This window comes from Gelidibacter salicanalis, from assembly GCF_007997285.1.
GTDB lineage: Bacteria > Bacteroidota > Bacteroidia > Flavobacteriales > Flavobacteriaceae > Gelidibacter > Gelidibacter salicanalis.
On sequence record NZ_VORX01000008.1, the window covers coordinates 73,419 to 90,870 of the forward strand.

A 17,452-nucleotide genomic window follows, 5' to 3' on the forward strand; every position below is an offset into this window, starting at 1 on the left:
TTAACAACAATTTGCAGATAGTTATTAACGAAAACGATTGAATTTAAGTCCACTACTCAAAATATGATAAATGCTACCTTTATTATAATATATGTTTAGTAGTTTTACTTTCCTAACAAAAAATAAATGTCAAACAGTATAAAAAAAATTGGGGTGATGACTTCTGGAGGCGATTCTCCGGGAATGAATGCAGCCATTCGTTCCGTAGTCCGAACCTGTGCATATCATAATGTCAAATGTGTGGGAATTTATCGCGGCTATGAAGGTGTTATGGATGGCGATTTTAAGGATATGGACGCACGTAGCGTAAAAGATATTGTCAATAAAGGCGGTACCATATTAAAATCAGCGCGTTCTAAAGATTTCAGAACACCGGAAGGACGCAAAATTGCCCATCAAAAATTAAAGAATGCAGGAGTAGATGCACTTGTGGTTATTGGTGGAGATGGGTCGTTTAATGGCGGACTGATTTTTAACCAAGAATTCGATTTTCCAGTTATTGGAATTCCAGGTACGATTGATAATGATATCTTTGGCACCTCTCACACCTTAGGTTTTGATACGGCTCTAAACACCGTAGTAGAATGTATTGATAAAATTAGAGATACCGCCAGTTCACATAACCGCTTATTTTTTGTAGAAGTTATGGGGCGTGACGTGGGTCATATTGCATTAAATGCAGGCATTGGAGCAGGAGCAGAGGAGATTTTAATTCCGGAAGAAAATCTAGGACTGGAACGTTTGTTGGAATCCCTCCAACGCAGTAAGCGCTCAGGGAAATCATCAAGTATTGTGGTGGTTGCTGAAGGTGACAAAATTGGTAAAAATGTTTTTGAATTGAAAGATTACGTTGAAACCAATTTAGACGAATACGACGTGAGAGTTTCAGTATTAGGTCATATGCAGCGTGGTGGTCCTCCATCGTGTTTTGATAGGGTGTTGGCGAGTAGAATGGGCGTTAAAGCTGTAGAGAGTTTGCTGGAAGGAAAATCCAGTGTTATGGTGGGTCTTAGTGACGGTAAAATGATCTTAACCCCATTAGAGCAAGCAGTTAAAGGAAAATCACAAATAAATAGAGAGTTATTGCGCGTTTCAGAAATTATGTCTACTTAATTTAAGACAATTTATAACGGGTCAATTTATAATTTGCCTGGCGCAATCACATAATTAATAATAGTAATAAATAACAGAAAGAATATGTCAAACTTAAAATTAGGAATTAACGGTTTCGGAAGAATTGGAAGAATCGTTTTTAGAGCAACATTAAAAAAACCAAATGTAGATATCGTAGCTATCAATGATTTGCTGGAAGTAGAGCATTTAGCCTACTTGTTAAAATACGATTCTGTACACGGCAGATTTGACGGAGAAATTGAAGTGAAAGACGGACATTTAGTAGTTGATGGGAAAACAATCCGCGTTACTGCTGAAAGAGATCCACGCAACTTAAAATGGGATGAAGTAGGAGCAGACGTCGTAGCAGATTGTACAGGAATTTTCACCACCATGGAATCTGCACATTATCATATTGAAGCAGGCGCCAAGAAAGTTGTTATTTCTGCACCAAGTAAAGACGCGCCAATGTTTGTAATGGGCGTAAACCATAAAGAAGTCAAAGCGTCTGACTTGATCGTTTCTAACGCATCATGTACAACAAACTGTTTGGCACCAATGGCAAAAATTATTGATGACAACTTTGGTATTGAAGAAGCGTTAATGACCACAGTTCATGCTACCACTGCAACCCAATTGACGGTTGACGGTCCTGCTAAAAAAGATTTTAGAGGCGGTAGAAGTGCACTTATGAACATTATTCCTGCATCTACTGGAGCGGCTAAAGCTGTAGGTAAGGTGATTCCTAAATTAGAAGGGAAATTAACAGGGATGGCGTTCCGTGTACCAACAGCTGATGTATCCGTTGTCGATTTAACGGTAAGAACAGTTAAGGAAACGTCTTTAGAAGAAATTAAAAAAGCATTTAAAGATGCTTCAGAAGGCGATATGAAAGGTGTGGTAGGTTATACTGAAGAATTGGTAGTGTCTCAAGATTTTGTGGGAGAAACCAATACCTGCGTATTTGATGCCGACGCATCCATCGAGCTGAACTCAAGATTTTTTAAAGTTGTAGGTTGGTATGATAACGAATTTGCATATTCTACCAAGTTGGTTGAATTGGCAGAACACATTCACTCAATCTAACTAACTCACTAAAATCCGTATAAGATTTGCTTTTATTGTGTAGCTTAACTTATACGGATTTTCTTATTCTATACACATATGATATTAATAGTTGACAGTGGTTCTACAAAATGCGATTGGATTTCAGTAGACAGTAGTGGCAAACAAATTCAGGAAAAAATTCGCACCAGTGGTCTGAATCCTGAAATTCTAAAAGAAAAAAAACTCTACAAAATCATTCGCAAAAGTGAAGAGTTGATGATGAACAAACGCGACGTCACCCATATTTTCTTTTATGGTGCCGGATGCGGAACTGAAAATCCGAGACTCCTTTTAAAACGTGTTTTGGAAGATATTTTCATCCACGCCCAAGTTGAGGTTACTGAAGACACCATGGCGGCCGTAAGAGCAACCTTAAATCATGATGATGAAGCAGCGATTGTCTGTATATTAGGAACGGGATCCAACTGTAGTTACTACGATGGTTCAGCTATAGACCAACGCGTACAATCCTTAGGTTACACCTTAATGGATGACGCTTCTGGCAATTATTACGGCAAACAAATGATACGTGACTTTTATTTTAATCATATGCCGGAAACAATTAAAGTTTCTTTCGCGGATAAATTTAATATGGATGCGGATTATATCAAATACAACCTGTACAAAAATCCAAGCCCAAACGCTTATCTCGCCAGTTTTGCAGAATTTATGTTCTTGAATATCGATTCAACATACATTCAAGAAATGATTAAGGAGGGTATTCGTCTTTTTACCAAAAACATGATTTTTCAGTATAAGGAAGAAATTAAAACCGCCCCGGTACATTTTGCCGGTTCAATTGCCTTTTTTGCTAAAAAGCAAATTAAAGAGGTCGCTGAGGAAATGGGCTTTACCACAGGAAATTTTGTGCGTCGACCTATTGAAGGTTTAGTCGCATATCACACTAAAAAACTGAACTAATTATTGAGTTTCATTAAAAGTGAAAAAAACATAAAGCAGTGTTCCGAATGGGGACACTGCTTTTTTTATAGTTTTGATTCTGTAATATTTACTTTACAGCAATCATGCTAATTTCAACATTCACAAATTTTGGCAGGTTCGCCACTTCTACTGTTTCTCTTGCCGGTGCGGTTTCTGAATTAAAATAAGTGCCATATACGTCGTTGATCTGACCAAAGTTGTTCATGTCACTTATAAAAATAGAGGATTTAATCACGTTTTCAAAAGTCATATCCGCAGCTTGCAAAACAGCTTTTAAATTCTCCATCACCTGCTTGGTTTCGCTAGCGATAGTGTCCAGAACCAACTCATTGGTTGTCGGATCAAAAGCGATCTGTCCTGAAGTATATAAGGTATTCCCAGTTAAAACTGCTTGGTTGTAAGGACCGATAGGCGCAGGAGCATGAGGTGTATTGATGATTTTTTTCATAATGACTATATTTTATAAGTTCTTAGATGCAATATAATGCATGCACTGTGCTTTTACAAAGTTACAAACGTTGGTCTGGTTCGCGGCGTTTATCGTATTTAATATCCTTTAATAAACTTGATTTAATACCGATAAAGAAGTTCCAAGAACTACGCTCACTAAAAGGGATCCAGCTAAAATTCATACGCCAGCTCATTAAGTCCCGCTCAAAACGCAATTGGGTATAGGTGAATCCTTGATTTTTAAAATCGTAACCTGAAGAGACTCCCACCGTCCAACGTGGTGACAAGTCAACATCGCCTGAAAACATAAGGGAATTGGAAGAAATTTCGTTCTGTCTGGTGTTGTTGGAATAGTTAACAGCATAGGCAATCCGTAAACTCCAAGGAATGGAAAAATTATAAAATTCAGATGCTACTTCGTCCTTCTCATCCATTTCATCACCTAAACGATCATCAGAAAAGTCTTGAGGCTTCCCGAACAGATCATCCGCGCGACCTCCACTTCTAATCGATTCGTCAATGGCGCGCTGATCCGGTTCTTCCTTGCCTGAAAAACTGGTGCTGCTCAAGCTGTAGCTCAAATTCATGCTGGCAGAGGTCATACGGAACAAGCTACCACCATTTGTGATGTTGTATTGATCCACCCGACGGTTGTTGTTATCTAAGGCATACGGATCTAAAGTCATTCCAAAATTGACGCTCATTTTATTGTCAAAAAACTGCGTTCCTCCAGACACCCTGACTGGGCTCCATTGTAATGAATCGCCCGCAAAATTATAGGAGGTCGAAAAGTTGAGGTTGTTTAATAAAATAATTTTTTTAGGTTCGGTTTTTGTCGAATCGCGGTCTCTTACTTTTGCTTCAATATTGTTTCCTAAACTCAAGCCTAAGGAACTTGAAAAACTCTTGTTTGGCGCTCCGTAAAGTGATTCTTCAAATCGGCTGTATTCTGCTCTGGTAATATCGCCATTAGCGGTAATATAATCGAACGAATCATAATATTCGTCAAAAGAGGGATTGATGTTATAACTGATGGAAGGCCTCATAATATGTCTGATGGCCTTGATTTTGGTGTCTTTCCCTTTTTTGTCCAAATTGAACATCCCATAAACCGTGGTTCCTACACTGGTGCTAAAATTATAGGTTCTAAAACTGTCAAACCCAGATAAATCTTCAGTTAAAACCTCATTGGCTTCTTGGTCGTAATATTTACGAACGGTGTTTAACGTCCAATTTTCTTCAAAATTAGTATTGGCACTCACACTAAAGTATTTGAACACCTTAAAGTTGGTAGAGAGCGGAATCGTTTGTTGTAAACCAATACGGGCATCATCAAACATTTCCTTTTTAAAGAACAGTGAATCGTTAGTACTGATCCGGTTTTGGGCGTTGATGTTATATTGAAAGTTGATATTATCAATTAAACCTTTTTTGGTGCCCACTTTAGGCGCGAAGGGGAACACTCTACTCACACTTCCTTGAAAGGTAGGCAAAGTCATGTCTATTTGCTGGGTACGGGTATTTTGGGAGTGGGTGGCGGTAACGCTCATGTTCACTTGCGGCTCTCCAGTAAAAGACTTGGCATAGGAAACGGAAGAGGACAGGGTGTTGTTTAAAAAATTAGAAGCGTTAATCTGGTTCACAGACTCCTGATAATATTTACTGCTTCCTAAGTTGACGGACGCAGAAAAACGGGAGCTGGGATTCGCTTTGGAATCTTGGGAATGTGACCATCGCAAATTGTAAATTGACGATTTTGAATAGTCTGGAAATCCGCGTTCGCTATTGATTAGATTTTCATATCTGAACCCAAAGTTTCCTCTAAATTTATAACGTATAGCGTAACTGCTCTCCGTTCTAAAACCGTAACTACCATTCGTATAATAATCGGCATAGGCCGCCAAATCTACATAATCACTAATGGCAAAATAGTAACCTCCATTTTGTAAATTGTACCCACGCCTGCTATCCTGTCCAAAACTAGGGAAGAGGATGCCTGAGGTTTGTTTCTTGGTCAACGGAAAATAGGCAAAAGGCAATCCAATGGGCGTTGGCACATTATAGATGTACATATTGGTCAAGCCCGTCACTACTTTTTTGTTAGGAACAATTTTGGCCTTTCGCATCAAAAAATAAAATTCCGGATCTTCCTCATTTTCTGAAGTCGTAAATTTTCCACGATTGATAAAATAGACGGAGTCGTTTTCCTTTTTGGTGATATCGGCGATAATGTAACCACCACTTTGTTCGGTTCTCGAATTAAAGATTAAGGCTTTTTTGGTTTCTGTATTAAAGATGATGGAATCAGGTTCTACCAAATTCGCCCCTTGTTTAAAAGTTGGCGCCTGAGAATACACCCCTGCAGAATCTTTTAAACGACCGGCATAAACCAAATTTTTATTATGATCTATGACAATGATGCCTGATTTGATGGCCATGTCCTGGTAATTGACTTCAGCCTGATCATATAAGGTGGTCTGTTTCAGCTTCTGATTAAGGGTAACATAGCCTAGCGCCTTGTAATTAACCACATCGGTTAAGAATTCTTTTTTCTTAGGAAGTGTATCTTGTACTATGGAATCCGTTTCTTTAAGATTGGCCGTGGGTTTTAGTAAAGAATCAACATCTATAGTCACCCTCATAGAATCTTTTTCTGTTTTTGGAAGGATCGGTGTTTGTGTTTTAGGAATATCTTGAGCGAACCCCAAAGTGTTAACAAACACTGTAAAACTCAGAAAAAAAAGAATATGAAAGCTATTTGTATGCAATGCTTTTAAGTGTATTTTTGTAAAAGTATGGCTCGGTTTTTGAAAAGTCAAAATTACATATATTTTTTTGTGATTAATTATTATTCATTTAAAATTTAAAATTAAAATAACCCGAGTTTTTTATTCGTTTAGACCTTTATGAGAACGCACCTACATTACATTTTCGTATTACAGATATTTTTATTCACTAGTATTAGTTCCACTGCACAAGCCTTTCAGAAAAACAAGGGTAAATTTGTGGTCGTTTTAGACGCAGGTCACGGGGGCACGGATCCCGGAAATACCGGAAATGGTTATAAGGAAAAAGATATTGCCCTCAATATTGTACTCACCGTTGGAAAAGCGCTAGAGAAACATCCTAATATTAAGGTTATTTACACCCGAAAAACCGATCTCTTTGTGCCATTAAGGGGTCGCGCAAAAATTGCAAACGACGCTGATGCTGATTTATTTGTTTCTGTGCATTGTAATGCCCATAATTCTAGCGCTCACGGTACAGAAACTTTCGTACTAGGTTTACACGCCAACCAGCGCAATTTTGAAGTGGCCAAAAAGGAAAACGAAGTGATTTTCCTAGAGGAAGATTATAAATCGCACTATGATGGGTTTGACCCAAATGCTCCGGAATCGTTTATTGGCTTGACGTTGATGCAGGAGGATTACTTAGATCAAAGCACACAATTGGCCCGCTTGGTACAGGATAATTTCACCAACAGTTTAAAGCGCACGGACCGCGGTGTAAAACAGGCTGGGTTTTGGGTACTGCACAATACTTACATGCCAAGTATTTTGGTAGAAACTGGATTCCTAACTTACAAGCCTGAAGGCGCTTACTTAAATTCATCTAAAGGACAGAGTGAGATGTCCTTATCCATCTACAAAGGGATTATGGACTATAAAATGATCCTCGATCGAAATGTAGGACAAAATGTTTATAAGGACGTAGCTGACATTGAGAGCATCAAAGAAGCGGTAAATGAAGAATTGAAAGTTGAAGACACTTCTGCCTTGGTGTATCCAAACACAGTTTTTAAAGTGCAATTGGCCGCAAGCTCAAATAAAGTTGAACCAAAATCATTTAATTTTAAAGGTCTGCAGAATATTTCCCGTGAAAAAGAAGGTAAATTGTTTAAATATTTCTCCGGCTATACGTCTGATTATAATGAAGTTAAGAAACTTGCTGAAGTTGCCAAGGCTAAAGGCTACCCATCTTCTTTTATTGTAGCCTATCAAAATGGGGAGCGCGTAGACCTGTCTGAGGTTCTAAAATCTCCCGTAAATTAAAAAGATTCTTAATATATTTATACCTAATTTTGTGCATCTAAATCTCAAAGACTTTGAAAATATCAAGAGAAGTTAAAACTGCAATACTCGTTATCCTTGGGATTCTCCTTATGGTATTTACGATAAACTACTTAAAGGGTATTAACATCCTTAAAAAGCATAACCGTTACCAAACACAATTTGATTACAACGCATTGAGTACCGCTTCCCTAGTAACCATTAAAGGGAATAAAATTGGGAAAATTGAAGAAATTACCTACGATGATAAAACGGGTAAAACAATTGTCACTTTGATAATTACTGAGGATGTCAAATTTTCTACTAACAGCAAGATCCGTATGTATGAGACTGGTTTAATGGGCGGAAATGCTTTGGCCATTGTGCCTATGCCCGGTCCTGAATTGGCTAAAGATGGTGATTTCTTGGAATCAGAAATAGAAGAAGGACTCATCACCAGTTTGACGAAAAACTTTTCAGGAATCAGTAGTAATTTGGGCGTTACCCTAAAAGCTGCTGATTCGTTGATGACCAACTTCAATAGTTTGATCGTTAGTGAAAATGAAGACGGTTTAAAAGCGGCCATTGCTGAACTGAATAAAACAATTGTTTCTTTTAGAAGCGTATCCACTGCTATGAACTCCTTGGTAGTTAAGAATGATAAGTCTTTGACCTCTGCGATTGATAATTTTGATACCCTTTCAGGAAATCTTGCCGAAATCACTACTGAGTTCAAACAAGTTGAAATTTCTAAAACCTTTGCAAGTCTCGACAATACTTTACAGGAAGTTAATAACTTATTAGCGAGTGTAAAAGATGGGAAGGGCTCTCTGGGAAAATTACTTAATGAAGATCAGTTGTATGTTAACCTTGAATCGGCGTCCCTTCAGTTGGAGCAATTACTTCAAGATTTTAAATTGAATCCTAAGCGTTATGTACACTTTTCTGTTTTCGGAAAAAAACCGAGACGTTTCGATGCGGAAGGCAATATTATTGAAGATGAAAAAACACAACCAGAAGAGATTCTTATAGAAGTAGACAATAACTAACCAACCACCTCATGAATTACATTCCAAATATCCTTTTTGCTATAGCATTGTTTATAGGCATTGGTTATTTTGCAAAAAATGTAAAAAAGCTGATCCGCAACATTCAACTTGGTCACGATGTGGACGTGAGTGATAACACCTCACAACGTTGGAAAAACATGGCGATGATTGCCATGGGTCAGAGTAAAATGGTGAAACGTCCAATTGCTGGCTTTCTACATATTATAGTGTATGTTGGTTTCATTATCATCAATATTGAGGTTTTAGAAATTATCATTGATGGTCTGGTGGGGACACATCGCATTTTCTCAGGTATCGGACCACTATACGGGGTGCTTATTGGTGCTTTTGAAGTATTGGCACTTCTCGTTTTTATTTCGGTAATTATCTTCTGGATTCGACGAAATGTTGTTAAAATCAAGCGTTTTTGGGCCAATGAGATGACCAGTTGGCCAAAGAGTGATGCCAACTATATTCTTTATATTGAGATGGTACTTATGCTCTTGTTTTTGGTCATGAATGCCACTGATTTGCAGTTCCAGAACATGAATAATGGGAACGTGATCAGTCAATTCATTACACCTTTGTTTAGCGGACTTTCAGAAAGCACAATTCATAGTGTAGAACGCACCGCTTGGTGGCTACACATTTTAGGAATTTTAGGATTTTTAAACTATTTGTATTTCTCCAAGCATTTACATATCCTCTTGGCATTCCCAAACACCTATTACGGAAAAGTGAAACCTAAAGGCGAATTGGACAATTTGGAAGCCGTAACCAATGAGGTTAAAATGATGATGGATCCAAATGTCGATCCTTTCGCGGCGCAACCAGAAACTACAGAAGTACCGGCAAAATTTGGAGCCAGTGATGTTCAAGATTTAAACTGGGTACAATTACTAAATGCTTATACCTGCACGGAATGTGGACGTTGCACAAGTGAATGTCCGGCCAATCAAACGGGTAAAAAATTATCGCCTCGAAAAATCATGATGGATACTAGAGATCGTCTTGAAGAAGTAGGCAGAAATATAGATACTAACAACGGAGTTTTTAAAGAGGACGGTAAGCAATTATTAGATGATTATATTACCAGAGAGGAACTTTGGGCCTGCACGACTTGTAATGCTTGTGTTGAAGCTTGTCCGGTAAGTATAGATCCGTTATCCATTATTATGGACATGCGTCGCTATTTAGTAATGGAGCAGTCCGCAGCACCAATGGAGTTGAACACTATGATGACCAATGTCGAAAATAATGGCGCACCATGGCCTTATAATCAAATGGACCGACTGAATTGGAAAAATGAATAGTCTACCCGCATTTCACATTTGATAAAATATATTCCAAATTTTAAAGGATACGCAACAGAGCTCAGGGATTACTGAGCAATATTGAAAACCCTGACAAATACAATCTTATTAAGGGCTATGTGAAAGAATAATATTAGTTTTAAGCTTGAGTTATTATAAATCGAGAGTTTAATTAATAAAAATCCCGACAATATTTAGGGTGCGACAGGTATGAAAAGAGAAGAAGCAGATAAATTTTTACACGATAAAGTTGAGAAAGGAGAGAAAGTCAGTCCGGTACTTCCTGAAGGTGTCAAAAACTATTTAATTGATATTGATGGCACGGTTTGCGACGATATTCCAAATGAAGAGCCAGAACGTATGCTGACGGCAGAAGTATATCCTGACGCTTTAGTAACCTGTAATAAGTGGTATGACGAAGGTCATATGATTTGTTTTTTCACCTCCCGAATGGAAGCACACCGCGGATATACGGAAACTTGGTTGAAAAAACACGGATTTAAATACCACACTTTATTGATGGGCAAACCACGTGGCGGCAACTACCATTGGATTGATAACCATTTGGTAAAGGCAACCCAATACAAAGGAAAGTTTACGGAACTTGTAGACAAAAATGTGACCATTCAAGTATTTGATGATGGGCACCATGATTAGACCAATCTCTTGCCAAGGCAAGGTGAATAAGATATAAAAGAGTACACTATGAGCAGTACATTGAAAGTGCCAACAATGGCGGAATTTATGGCAGAAGGAAAGCAACCAGAAGTCCTATTTTGGGTAGGTTGCATGGGAAGTTTTGATGATAGAGCAAAAAAAGTAACCAAAGCTTTTGTAAGGTTATTGAACCGAGCTAACGTAGAGTTTGCGGTATTGGGTACTGAAGAAAGTTGCACGGGAGATCCTGCAAAACGTGCAGGGAATGAGTTTCTTTTCCAAATGCAGGCAGTTACCAATATTGAAGTGCTCAATGCCTATGAAATTAAGAAAATTGTCACAGCCTGTCCGCACTGTTTCAATACTATAAAAAATGAATACCCAGGACTAGGTGGCAACTATCAAGTAATGCACCACACCCAATTTTTAAAGTCGCTTTTAGATGAAGGACGCTTAACTATTGAAGGAGGTCAATTTAAAGGCAAGCGCATTACATTTCATGATCCTTGCTACTTGGGCCGCGCCAACGATGTGTATGAAGCACCAAGGGACTTAATCAGAAAGCTGGATGCCGAGTTAGTGGAAATGAAAAGTTGTAAATCTCGAGGTTTATGTTGTGGTGCCGGCGGTGCCCAAATGTTTAAAGACGCTGAACCAGGTACTAAAGAAATTAACGTAGCTCGTACCGAGCAAGCTATTGATGTAAAACCACAAATTATTGCCGCTGGATGTCCGTTTTGCAATACCATGATGACGGATGGGGTTAAAGCCAAAGACAAAGAATCTGAAATTCAAGTGATGGATATTGCTGAATTGATCGCCAACGCACAAGACCTGTGATATGCCTGAAGTTAGCAAAAAAAGAGTTCTGATTGCAGCATTGATAGGAGGCTCCATATTCTGTATTGTAGTGCTTATTTTTGATTATATCTTAGGACGCGGAATCCGGTGGGAACGCTTGGCATTTTATTTTCCGTTTGCAGTGGTAGTTTATGGTTATTTAAGCTATCGCAACTTTAAAAAGCAGCAAAAAAAGTAAAGTTTTCTAAATTAATACGACACATCATCTATGTTCACCAATCAGCAAATTAACTTAGATGCTTTGCCTACTATTGATGATCTCAATTATAAACCGGTTTCAAAACAATATCTCAAAATCATCATTATAAACCGGAGCGCTATTTATCTCATCATAATGGCGGCGTTATGGATTGCGAAATTGAAGGTCATGGACCACACGTTTCAAAACCTATTTTGGTACATCTTTGCAGTGGTTATTTTTATAGCTATTGTCAATTTAATGTTTTGTATAATGGCATTTAAAACCCGTAAATATGCAATTAGAGAGCAGGATGTCATCTACACCAAAGGATTGTTGGTCAATTCTATAGCGGCAGTTCCCATTTCGCGCATTCAACATTTAGAAATATCCCGAACCTGGCTGGCCAGAAAACTCAATTTAGCTACCTTAAACATTTTTACCGCCGGCGAATCTGGAATTGATTTAAGCATTGAAGGTCTTGATCATAGCGAAGCCAAAAAAATCAATGACTATTTAAGTGAACGCGTCAATGGCACAATTTGATTTTTCACATCCAGCACGGCAATCACCGAAAGGAATTATAATCATCTTTGCGCTAAACACCTATAAATTCGTGGCGCGTTTTTTCGTGCTTTTTTTAGCGTTAGGACTATCGCTATCCAAAAATGAATCCTTTTCCTTCCTGAACACGACTAACATCATTCTAATGCTGCTCGGTATCTTTATTGTAATATTAGGATTTGCAATTCTTAAATACCTCAATTTTAAGTTCTATCTCGATAAAGATGAGTTTCATTTAGCTACTGGAGTGTTCAATAAAGACACTACTATTCTTCCTAAATCGAAGATTCAAAATGTCTATATCAAGCAAAATTTTATTCAACAAATAATTAATGTAGTATCATTAACAATCGAGACTGCTGGTGACGATAAGGCTGAAATAGAAATCAATGCCTTAGATCGTGCCACAGCGCTGCAGCTTAAAGCCCAACTGTTTACTAATGCTCAATTAGAGAACTCAGACGTTCCAGCCGAAACTCCGCAACAAACTATCTTTTTTAAAGCGTCAGTGCAGCGGCTATTGTTAGAAGGGATTTCTCAGAACCACGTCAGGAGTTTTTTGATTATTATTTCGTTTGTTCTTGGACTCTTTAATGAATTCGAAAAATATGTAGAGGACTATCAAATTGCCGATCGCGTAAAATCGACCATTAATCTGCAATCCGGTAGTTTCTTTAATGTTTTACTAGCGAATCTATTTCTGGTGATGCTCGCGGTCTTGGTCTCCATGCTATTCTCAATTATTAAAACGTTTATTGCGAATTACAATCTCGAAGTTGTTGAAAATAAAGACACTATTGAAATCAATAAAGGCCTTTTTAATAAGCTGTCGTTAATCTTAACGCCAATAAGGATTCAAAATCTGGTGATAAAAACCAACCGATTAAAATCTTTCTTTGGATTGCACACCTTATCGATAAAACAGGCCATGATCAATAAGAAGCAGCAGAAACACTTTAAAATTGTGGCTTTGGATAAACCGCAATTGGCGCATTTAATTGAGAAAATATTTTCGCAATATCCAGGGGTGGGGGAGTTTCATAAACCAGATGCCTATTACAAACGGGTGCTGATCCTTCGGGCTGCGGTTATCGGAGTTCTCCTCAACATTCCTGCTTTTTTTATTATAGGCGATTATTTTTGGCTGATTAATATTGGCATTCTTGCGTGGATTGTTTTATTTGTGCATTTCACTTATAACAAAGCAAGTTTTCAAATTACGGACGAATACCTCACCGTGACTAGTGGATTTATTGACCGGGTGCGGCAAATTAACCAGCTGCACAAAATACAATCTGTAGCGCTCAAACAAAGTTTTTTTCAGAAGCAACGGCAAATTGCTTCACTCCATATTGCAACGGCTTCTCATACAGTCAAAATCCCATATATTACAGAGAAAAACGCCAAATCAATTTACGATTATCTCTTATTTAAGATTGAATCTCAAGACCGAAATTGGATGTAAAAGTTGTACTTTTGTAACTCATTAAAAATTTCATTATGCTAGTCGATTTTAATACCTTACCAGAAGAATCCCGTGTTTGGATCTATCAAGCCAACCGCTCTTTTACCGATGAAGAAATTGTAGAATTGGAATCAAAATTAGATACATTTATTTCTAACTGGACGGCCCATGGCAGCGATTTACAATCAGGATATCTTATTAAATATAAACGATTTATCGTTATTGCCTTAAATCAAAGCTTAACCAAGGCAACAGGTTGCAGTATTGATGCATCTGTTCATTTTATTCAGCAATTGGAAAAAGAATACACTGTTGATCTGATGGACAAAATGAACGTGTCATACAAGCAAGGCGATTTTATTGCCTACAAAACCCTAATTGATTTCAAAAAAATGGCGAAAGACAAAGCGGTTTCAAAAAACACGATTGTCTTTAATAATTTGGTCCATAATATTGCTGAATTTAACGAAAATTGGGAAGTCCCGGCCAGTGAAAGTTGGCACAGCCGTTTTGTAAAATAACGGTCATTCACTTATCTGGCATTCATTTTGGCTTCTCTTTTTGAGAACCAACTGCTTGCCTTTTTTTTATATCAAAGAGATATTTGTAGAGCACACTATGACCTGGCATTCTTCGTTATAAAACTATCTTAAAATTTTATGAACATCCGCTAAAAGTGGTATTTTGCCACCTGTTAAACCTAACACTTAGCTTAAAAGCCCCAAATTTATATGCGATTACTTTTTTCCCTCCTGTTATGTCTTTTTATTTTTCAAAGTTCTGCCCAGAACTCTAAAAATCCATTGGCAACCAAGGATGCAGCTGCACAACAGAAATGGGTGGATGACCTCTATAATTCAATGAGCCTTCGCGAACGCATTGGCCAGTTATTTATGGCTCGCGCGGTGTCTAACAATAATAAGGCGAATGAAGCGGAAGTGGCCAGGTTGATCAATGATCATCAAATTGGAGGCATCATCTATTCCTCTGGTGGACCGGTAAAACAAGCAAATTTGAACAACCGTTACCAAGCGATTTCCAAAGTTCCTCTGTTGATTGGTATGGATGCTGAATGGGGATTGAGCATGCGTTTAGACTCTACTTATGCATTTCCATATAACATGACGCTTGGTGCAATTACCGATAATTCACTAGTTGAGCAAATGGGCAGACAGCTGGGCGAACATTGTAAACGGATTGGAGTGCATTTTAATTTTGCACCTGATGTGGATATCAATACCAACCCAAAAAATCCCATCATCGGTAACCGCTCCTTTGGTGAGGATCGTGATAACGTAACCGCAAAATCCTTAGCGTTCATGAAAGGTATCCAAAGTGTTGGTGTTTTGGCCAATGCTAAACATTTTCCAGGCCACGGCGATACGGATACAGATAGTCATAAAACCTTGCCTACAATTAACTTTAATGAGCAACGCATAGATTCCATAGAACTTTATCCCTATAAAAAACTAATTAAAGAAGGCTTATCCAGCGTGATGGTGGCCCATTTAAATGTGCCTAGTTTAGAACCTAAGGCAGGTACACCCTCATCGCTGTCCAAACGAATTATTACAGATTTATTAAAAGATCGAATGGAATTTGAAGGTTTAATTTTTACCGACGCTCTAGAAATGAAAGGCGTCTCTAACTTTAGCAAGCCTGGAGACATTGATCTGGCCGCTTTTATGGCGGGTAATGATGTGCTCCTTATTTCAGAAAACATTCCTGTGGCTATAGATAAAATGGTAGCGGCTTATGAAACTAAAGTTTTTGATGAGGCACGTCTGGCGCATTCCGTGAAAAAGATTTTGATGGCTAAGTATAAAGTGGGGTTGCATAACTATGTACCAATAGGCACCAAAAATTTGGTCGCGGATCTTAACCGGTTAAAGGACGATTTGCTCTATGAGCAACTCATGGAAAATGCTATAACCGTAGTGCGCAATCAAAAAGAAATTCTTCCATTGCGACATCTCGAAACAAAAAAAATAGCTTACGTTGAAATGGGCGATGCTGTAGACAATTCGGCATACCTTGAAGAATTAAGGAAGTATACAAAGGTCCACGAAATTAAAGCGGATAAGCTTGATCAATTGTTGACCAAATTGCAAAATTACAATACCGTCATAGTTGGCTTCCATAAATCGAACGTCAACCCTTGGAAACCTTATCAATTTTCTGAACGCGAAATGACTTGGCTCTATGAAATTGCCCGGACCAACACTGTCATCTTAGATATTTTTGCCCGTCCGTATGCGCTTATCGATTTGAAGTCTATACAAAATATTGAAGGCATTGTGGTCAGTTATCAAAACAGTGAAATCGCCATGCGCAAGTCCGCTCAACTAATTTTCGGCGCTATTCCTGCTAAAGGTACTTTACCGGTATCATCTGGAGCAAACTTTAAAGTTGGTGACGGATTTATCTATAACAGCATCCAATCCTTAAGTTATGGCCTTCCTGAATCGGTGGGCATGAGTTCAGAAAAACTGAAAAAGCTGGATTCCATGGCTAAACTTACCATCACCCGTAAAGCGGCTCCTGGATTGCAATTGTTAGTGGCGCGAAGAGGCAAAGTTATTTACAATAAAGCTTTCGGGAAACACACCTACAATGGGGATGAAAAAGTGGATTTAGATGATATGTACGACGTAGCATCCTTGACCAAAATTTTAGCCACCTTACCCTTGTTGATGGAGTTGGAAGAAAGAGGGCTGGTGTCTACAGAAACAAAACTGTCTCAAATTTTACCAGAATATAGAGAGTCCAATAAAAAGAATATCACCTTAAAACAAATGCTCTCGCACTACGCGCGACTCAAACCGTGGATTCCGTTTTATACGGCAACTTTAGATGCGGCCAAAAAACCTGATCCCAAATACTACAGAAGAACATCGAGCCCAATGTTTAGCATTAAAGTGGCGGACGAGATGTATCTGAGACATGATTATCCGGACACCATTCAGAAAATCATTAGGGATTCAGATTTATTACCAAGTTTACGCTACAGATATAGTGATTTTCCTTATTTTATCTTAAAGAAATACATCGAGCGTTATTATGATAAAGGTTTGGATGAGTTGGTCCAAGAACACTTTTACCAATCGCTGGGTGCCAATCATACCACATATAATCCGTCTTCACAATTTAGTAACTCTCAGTTGGTGCCATCAGAAGTTGATGATTATTATAGGCATCAAACTGTTCAAGGCTATGTGCACGATATGGGTGCGGCGATGCAGAATGGTGTGGGCGGTCACGCCGGCATCTTCAGCAATAGTAATGATGTGGCCAAAATTATGCAAATGTACCTTCAAAAAGGATTTTATGGTGGAAAACGCTATTTAAAAACAGAAACCGTAGACAAGTTTAATACGTGTTATTACTGTGAAACAGGCGTCAGACGTGGCATTGGATTTGACAAACCACAATTAGGGACGGCAGGACCAACCTGTGGTTGCGTGTCCCTGAGCAGTTTTGGACATTCCGGATTTACAGGTACATATGCGTGGGCAGATCCGGAACAGGAAATTGTATATGTATTTTTATCTAATAGAACCTATCCATCTGCTGCCAACAATGTCTTATTAAAGGAAGGTATTAGGACTGAAATTCAACGATTGATTTATGAAGCCATTATGGATTAATTTGAGGTTGTTGTAAGATTTTTCCATTTTGATCGACATTGTATAGATGTGGTATCA

The 17,452-nt window shown here is 38.3% G+C and carries 15 protein-coding genes; 13 read left to right on the forward strand and 2 right to left on the reverse strand.

The genetic code is table 11. The annotated features are described in order from the left end of the window. Nucleotides 1-126: 126 nt before the first annotated feature. From pfkA to ES711_RS14295, 3 genes are all read left to right on the forward strand, one after another. Complete coding sequence (pfkA, locus tag ES711_RS14285; RefSeq protein ID WP_146893981.1) at nt 127-1,113, forward strand: 6-phosphofructokinase; 987 nt, start codon at nt 127-129, stop codon at nt 1,111-1,113. Between the two features lie 84 nt (nt 1,114-1,197). After that, nucleotides 1,198-2,199, forward strand: coding sequence for a type I glyceraldehyde-3-phosphate dehydrogenase (gene gap, locus ES711_RS14290; protein WP_146893982.1), 1,002 nt, complete (start codon nt 1,198-1,200; stop codon nt 2,197-2,199). A 78-nt stretch (nt 2,200-2,277) separates the two neighbouring features. Next, nucleotides 2,278-3,141, forward strand: a complete 864-nt coding sequence (locus ES711_RS14295; protein WP_146893983.1) for a BadF/BadG/BcrA/BcrD ATPase family protein — start codon at nt 2,278-2,280, stop codon at nt 3,139-3,141. A gap of 88 nt (nt 3,142-3,229) precedes the next feature. Here the strand turns inward: ES711_RS14295 and ES711_RS14300 are convergent, their stop codons facing one another. Together ES711_RS14300 and ES711_RS14305 are read right to left on the reverse strand one after the other, a co-directional pair. Then, complete coding sequence (locus tag ES711_RS14300; protein ID WP_146893984.1) at nt 3,230-3,610, reverse strand: Rid family detoxifying hydrolase; 381 nt, start codon at nt 3,608-3,610, stop codon at nt 3,230-3,232. 61 nt (nt 3,611-3,671) lie between these two features. Further along, nucleotides 3,672-6,431 (reverse strand): putative LPS assembly protein LptD, encoded by a 2,760-nt coding sequence (locus ES711_RS14305; protein WP_146893985.1) that lies wholly within the window; start codon nt 6,429-6,431, stop codon nt 3,672-3,674. Between the two features lie 87 nt (nt 6,432-6,518). Here ES711_RS14305 and ES711_RS14310 point away from each other — a divergent pair, with 87 nt between their 5' ends. The 10 genes from ES711_RS14310 (at nt 6,519) to ES711_RS14355 (ending at nt 17,395) form a co-directional block, all read left to right on the forward strand. Beyond that, nucleotides 6,519-7,664, forward strand: coding sequence for an N-acetylmuramoyl-L-alanine amidase family protein (locus ES711_RS14310; protein ID WP_146893986.1), 1,146 nt, complete (start codon nt 6,519-6,521; stop codon nt 7,662-7,664). Between the two features lie 53 nt (nt 7,665-7,717). Further along, a complete protein-coding gene (locus ES711_RS14315; protein WP_246139207.1) occupies nt 7,718-8,710 on the forward strand; it encodes an MlaD family protein in 993 nt (330 codons plus the stop codon). 11 nt (nt 8,711-8,721) lie between these two features. Next, nucleotides 8,722-10,023 (forward strand): (Fe-S)-binding protein, encoded by a 1,302-nt coding sequence (locus tag ES711_RS14320; protein WP_146893987.1) that lies wholly within the window; start codon nt 8,722-8,724, stop codon nt 10,021-10,023. Nucleotides 10,024-10,233: 210 nt separating this feature from the next. Next, a complete protein-coding gene (locus ES711_RS14325; protein ID WP_146893988.1) occupies nt 10,234-10,680 on the forward strand; it encodes an LNS2 domain-containing protein in 447 nt (148 codons plus the stop codon). A gap of 48 nt (nt 10,681-10,728) precedes the next feature. After that, nucleotides 10,729-11,520 carry a (Fe-S)-binding protein gene (locus tag ES711_RS14330; protein WP_146893989.1) on the forward strand — a complete coding sequence of 264 codons (792 nt, stop codon included), beginning with the start codon at nt 10,729-10,731 and terminating at the stop codon, nt 11,518-11,520. A gap of 1 nt (nt 11,521) precedes the next feature. Continuing rightward, nucleotides 11,522-11,719, forward strand: coding sequence for a hypothetical protein (locus tag ES711_RS14335; RefSeq protein WP_146893990.1), 198 nt, complete (start codon nt 11,522-11,524; stop codon nt 11,717-11,719). A 30-nt stretch (nt 11,720-11,749) separates the two neighbouring features. Continuing rightward, the gene (locus tag ES711_RS14340) at nt 11,750-12,265 is read left to right on the forward strand and encodes a PH domain-containing protein (RefSeq protein ID WP_146893991.1); all 516 of its coding nucleotides are present in this window, start codon (nt 11,750-11,752) and stop codon (nt 12,263-12,265) included. Next, nucleotides 12,252-13,748, forward strand: coding sequence for a PH domain-containing protein (locus tag ES711_RS14345; RefSeq protein WP_146893992.1), 1,497 nt, complete (start codon nt 12,252-12,254; stop codon nt 13,746-13,748). Before ES711_RS14340 ends, ES711_RS14345 begins: the two co-directional genes overlap by 14 nt. 35 nt (nt 13,749-13,783) lie before the next feature. Beyond that, nucleotides 13,784-14,269: an ABC transporter ATPase gene (locus ES711_RS14350; protein ID WP_146893993.1), complete on the forward strand. Its 486-nt coding sequence runs from the start codon at nt 13,784-13,786 to the stop codon at nt 14,267-14,269. A 210-nt stretch (nt 14,270-14,479) separates the two neighbouring features. Next, nucleotides 14,480-17,395 (forward strand): glycoside hydrolase family 3 N-terminal domain-containing protein, encoded by a 2,916-nt coding sequence (locus ES711_RS14355; RefSeq protein ID WP_146893994.1) that lies wholly within the window; start codon nt 14,480-14,482, stop codon nt 17,393-17,395. Nucleotides 17,396-17,452 lie beyond the last annotated feature (57 nt).

What these genes read in the sequence shown, in the direction of transcription:
- ES711_RS14350 (WP_146893993.1), top strand. Translation starts at nt 13,784, where the DNA reads ATGCTAGTCGATTTTAATACCTTACCAGAAGAATCCCGTGTTTGGATC.
- ES711_RS14355 (WP_146893994.1), top strand. Translation starts at nt 14,480, where the DNA reads ATGCGATTACTTTTTTCCCTCCTGTTATGTCTTTTTATTTTTCAAAGT.
- ES711_RS14325 (WP_146893988.1), top strand. Translation starts at nt 10,234, where the DNA reads ATGAAAAGAGAAGAAGCAGATAAATTTTTACACGATAAAGTTGAGAAA.
- pfkA (WP_146893981.1), top strand. Translation starts at nt 127, where the DNA reads ATGTCAAACAGTATAAAAAAAATTGGGGTGATGACTTCTGGAGGCGAT.
- ES711_RS14330 (WP_146893989.1), top strand. Translation starts at nt 10,729, where the DNA reads ATGAGCAGTACATTGAAAGTGCCAACAATGGCGGAATTTATGGCAGAA.
- ES711_RS14310 (WP_146893986.1), top strand. Translation starts at nt 6,519, where the DNA reads ATGAGAACGCACCTACATTACATTTTCGTATTACAGATATTTTTATTC.
- ES711_RS14300 (WP_146893984.1), bottom strand. Translation starts at nt 3,610, where the DNA reads ATGAAAAAAATCATCAATACACCTCATGCTCCTGCGCCTATCGGTCCT.
- ES711_RS14345 (WP_146893992.1), top strand. Translation starts at nt 12,252, where the DNA reads ATGGCACAATTTGATTTTTCACATCCAGCACGGCAATCACCGAAAGGA.
- gap (WP_146893982.1), top strand. Translation starts at nt 1,198, where the DNA reads ATGTCAAACTTAAAATTAGGAATTAACGGTTTCGGAAGAATTGGAAGA.
- ES711_RS14335 (WP_146893990.1), top strand. Translation starts at nt 11,522, where the DNA reads ATGCCTGAAGTTAGCAAAAAAAGAGTTCTGATTGCAGCATTGATAGGA.
- ES711_RS14340 (WP_146893991.1), top strand. Translation starts at nt 11,750, where the DNA reads ATGTTCACCAATCAGCAAATTAACTTAGATGCTTTGCCTACTATTGAT.
- ES711_RS14320 (WP_146893987.1), top strand. Translation starts at nt 8,722, where the DNA reads ATGAATTACATTCCAAATATCCTTTTTGCTATAGCATTGTTTATAGGC.
- ES711_RS14295 (WP_146893983.1), top strand. Translation starts at nt 2,278, where the DNA reads ATGATATTAATAGTTGACAGTGGTTCTACAAAATGCGATTGGATTTCA.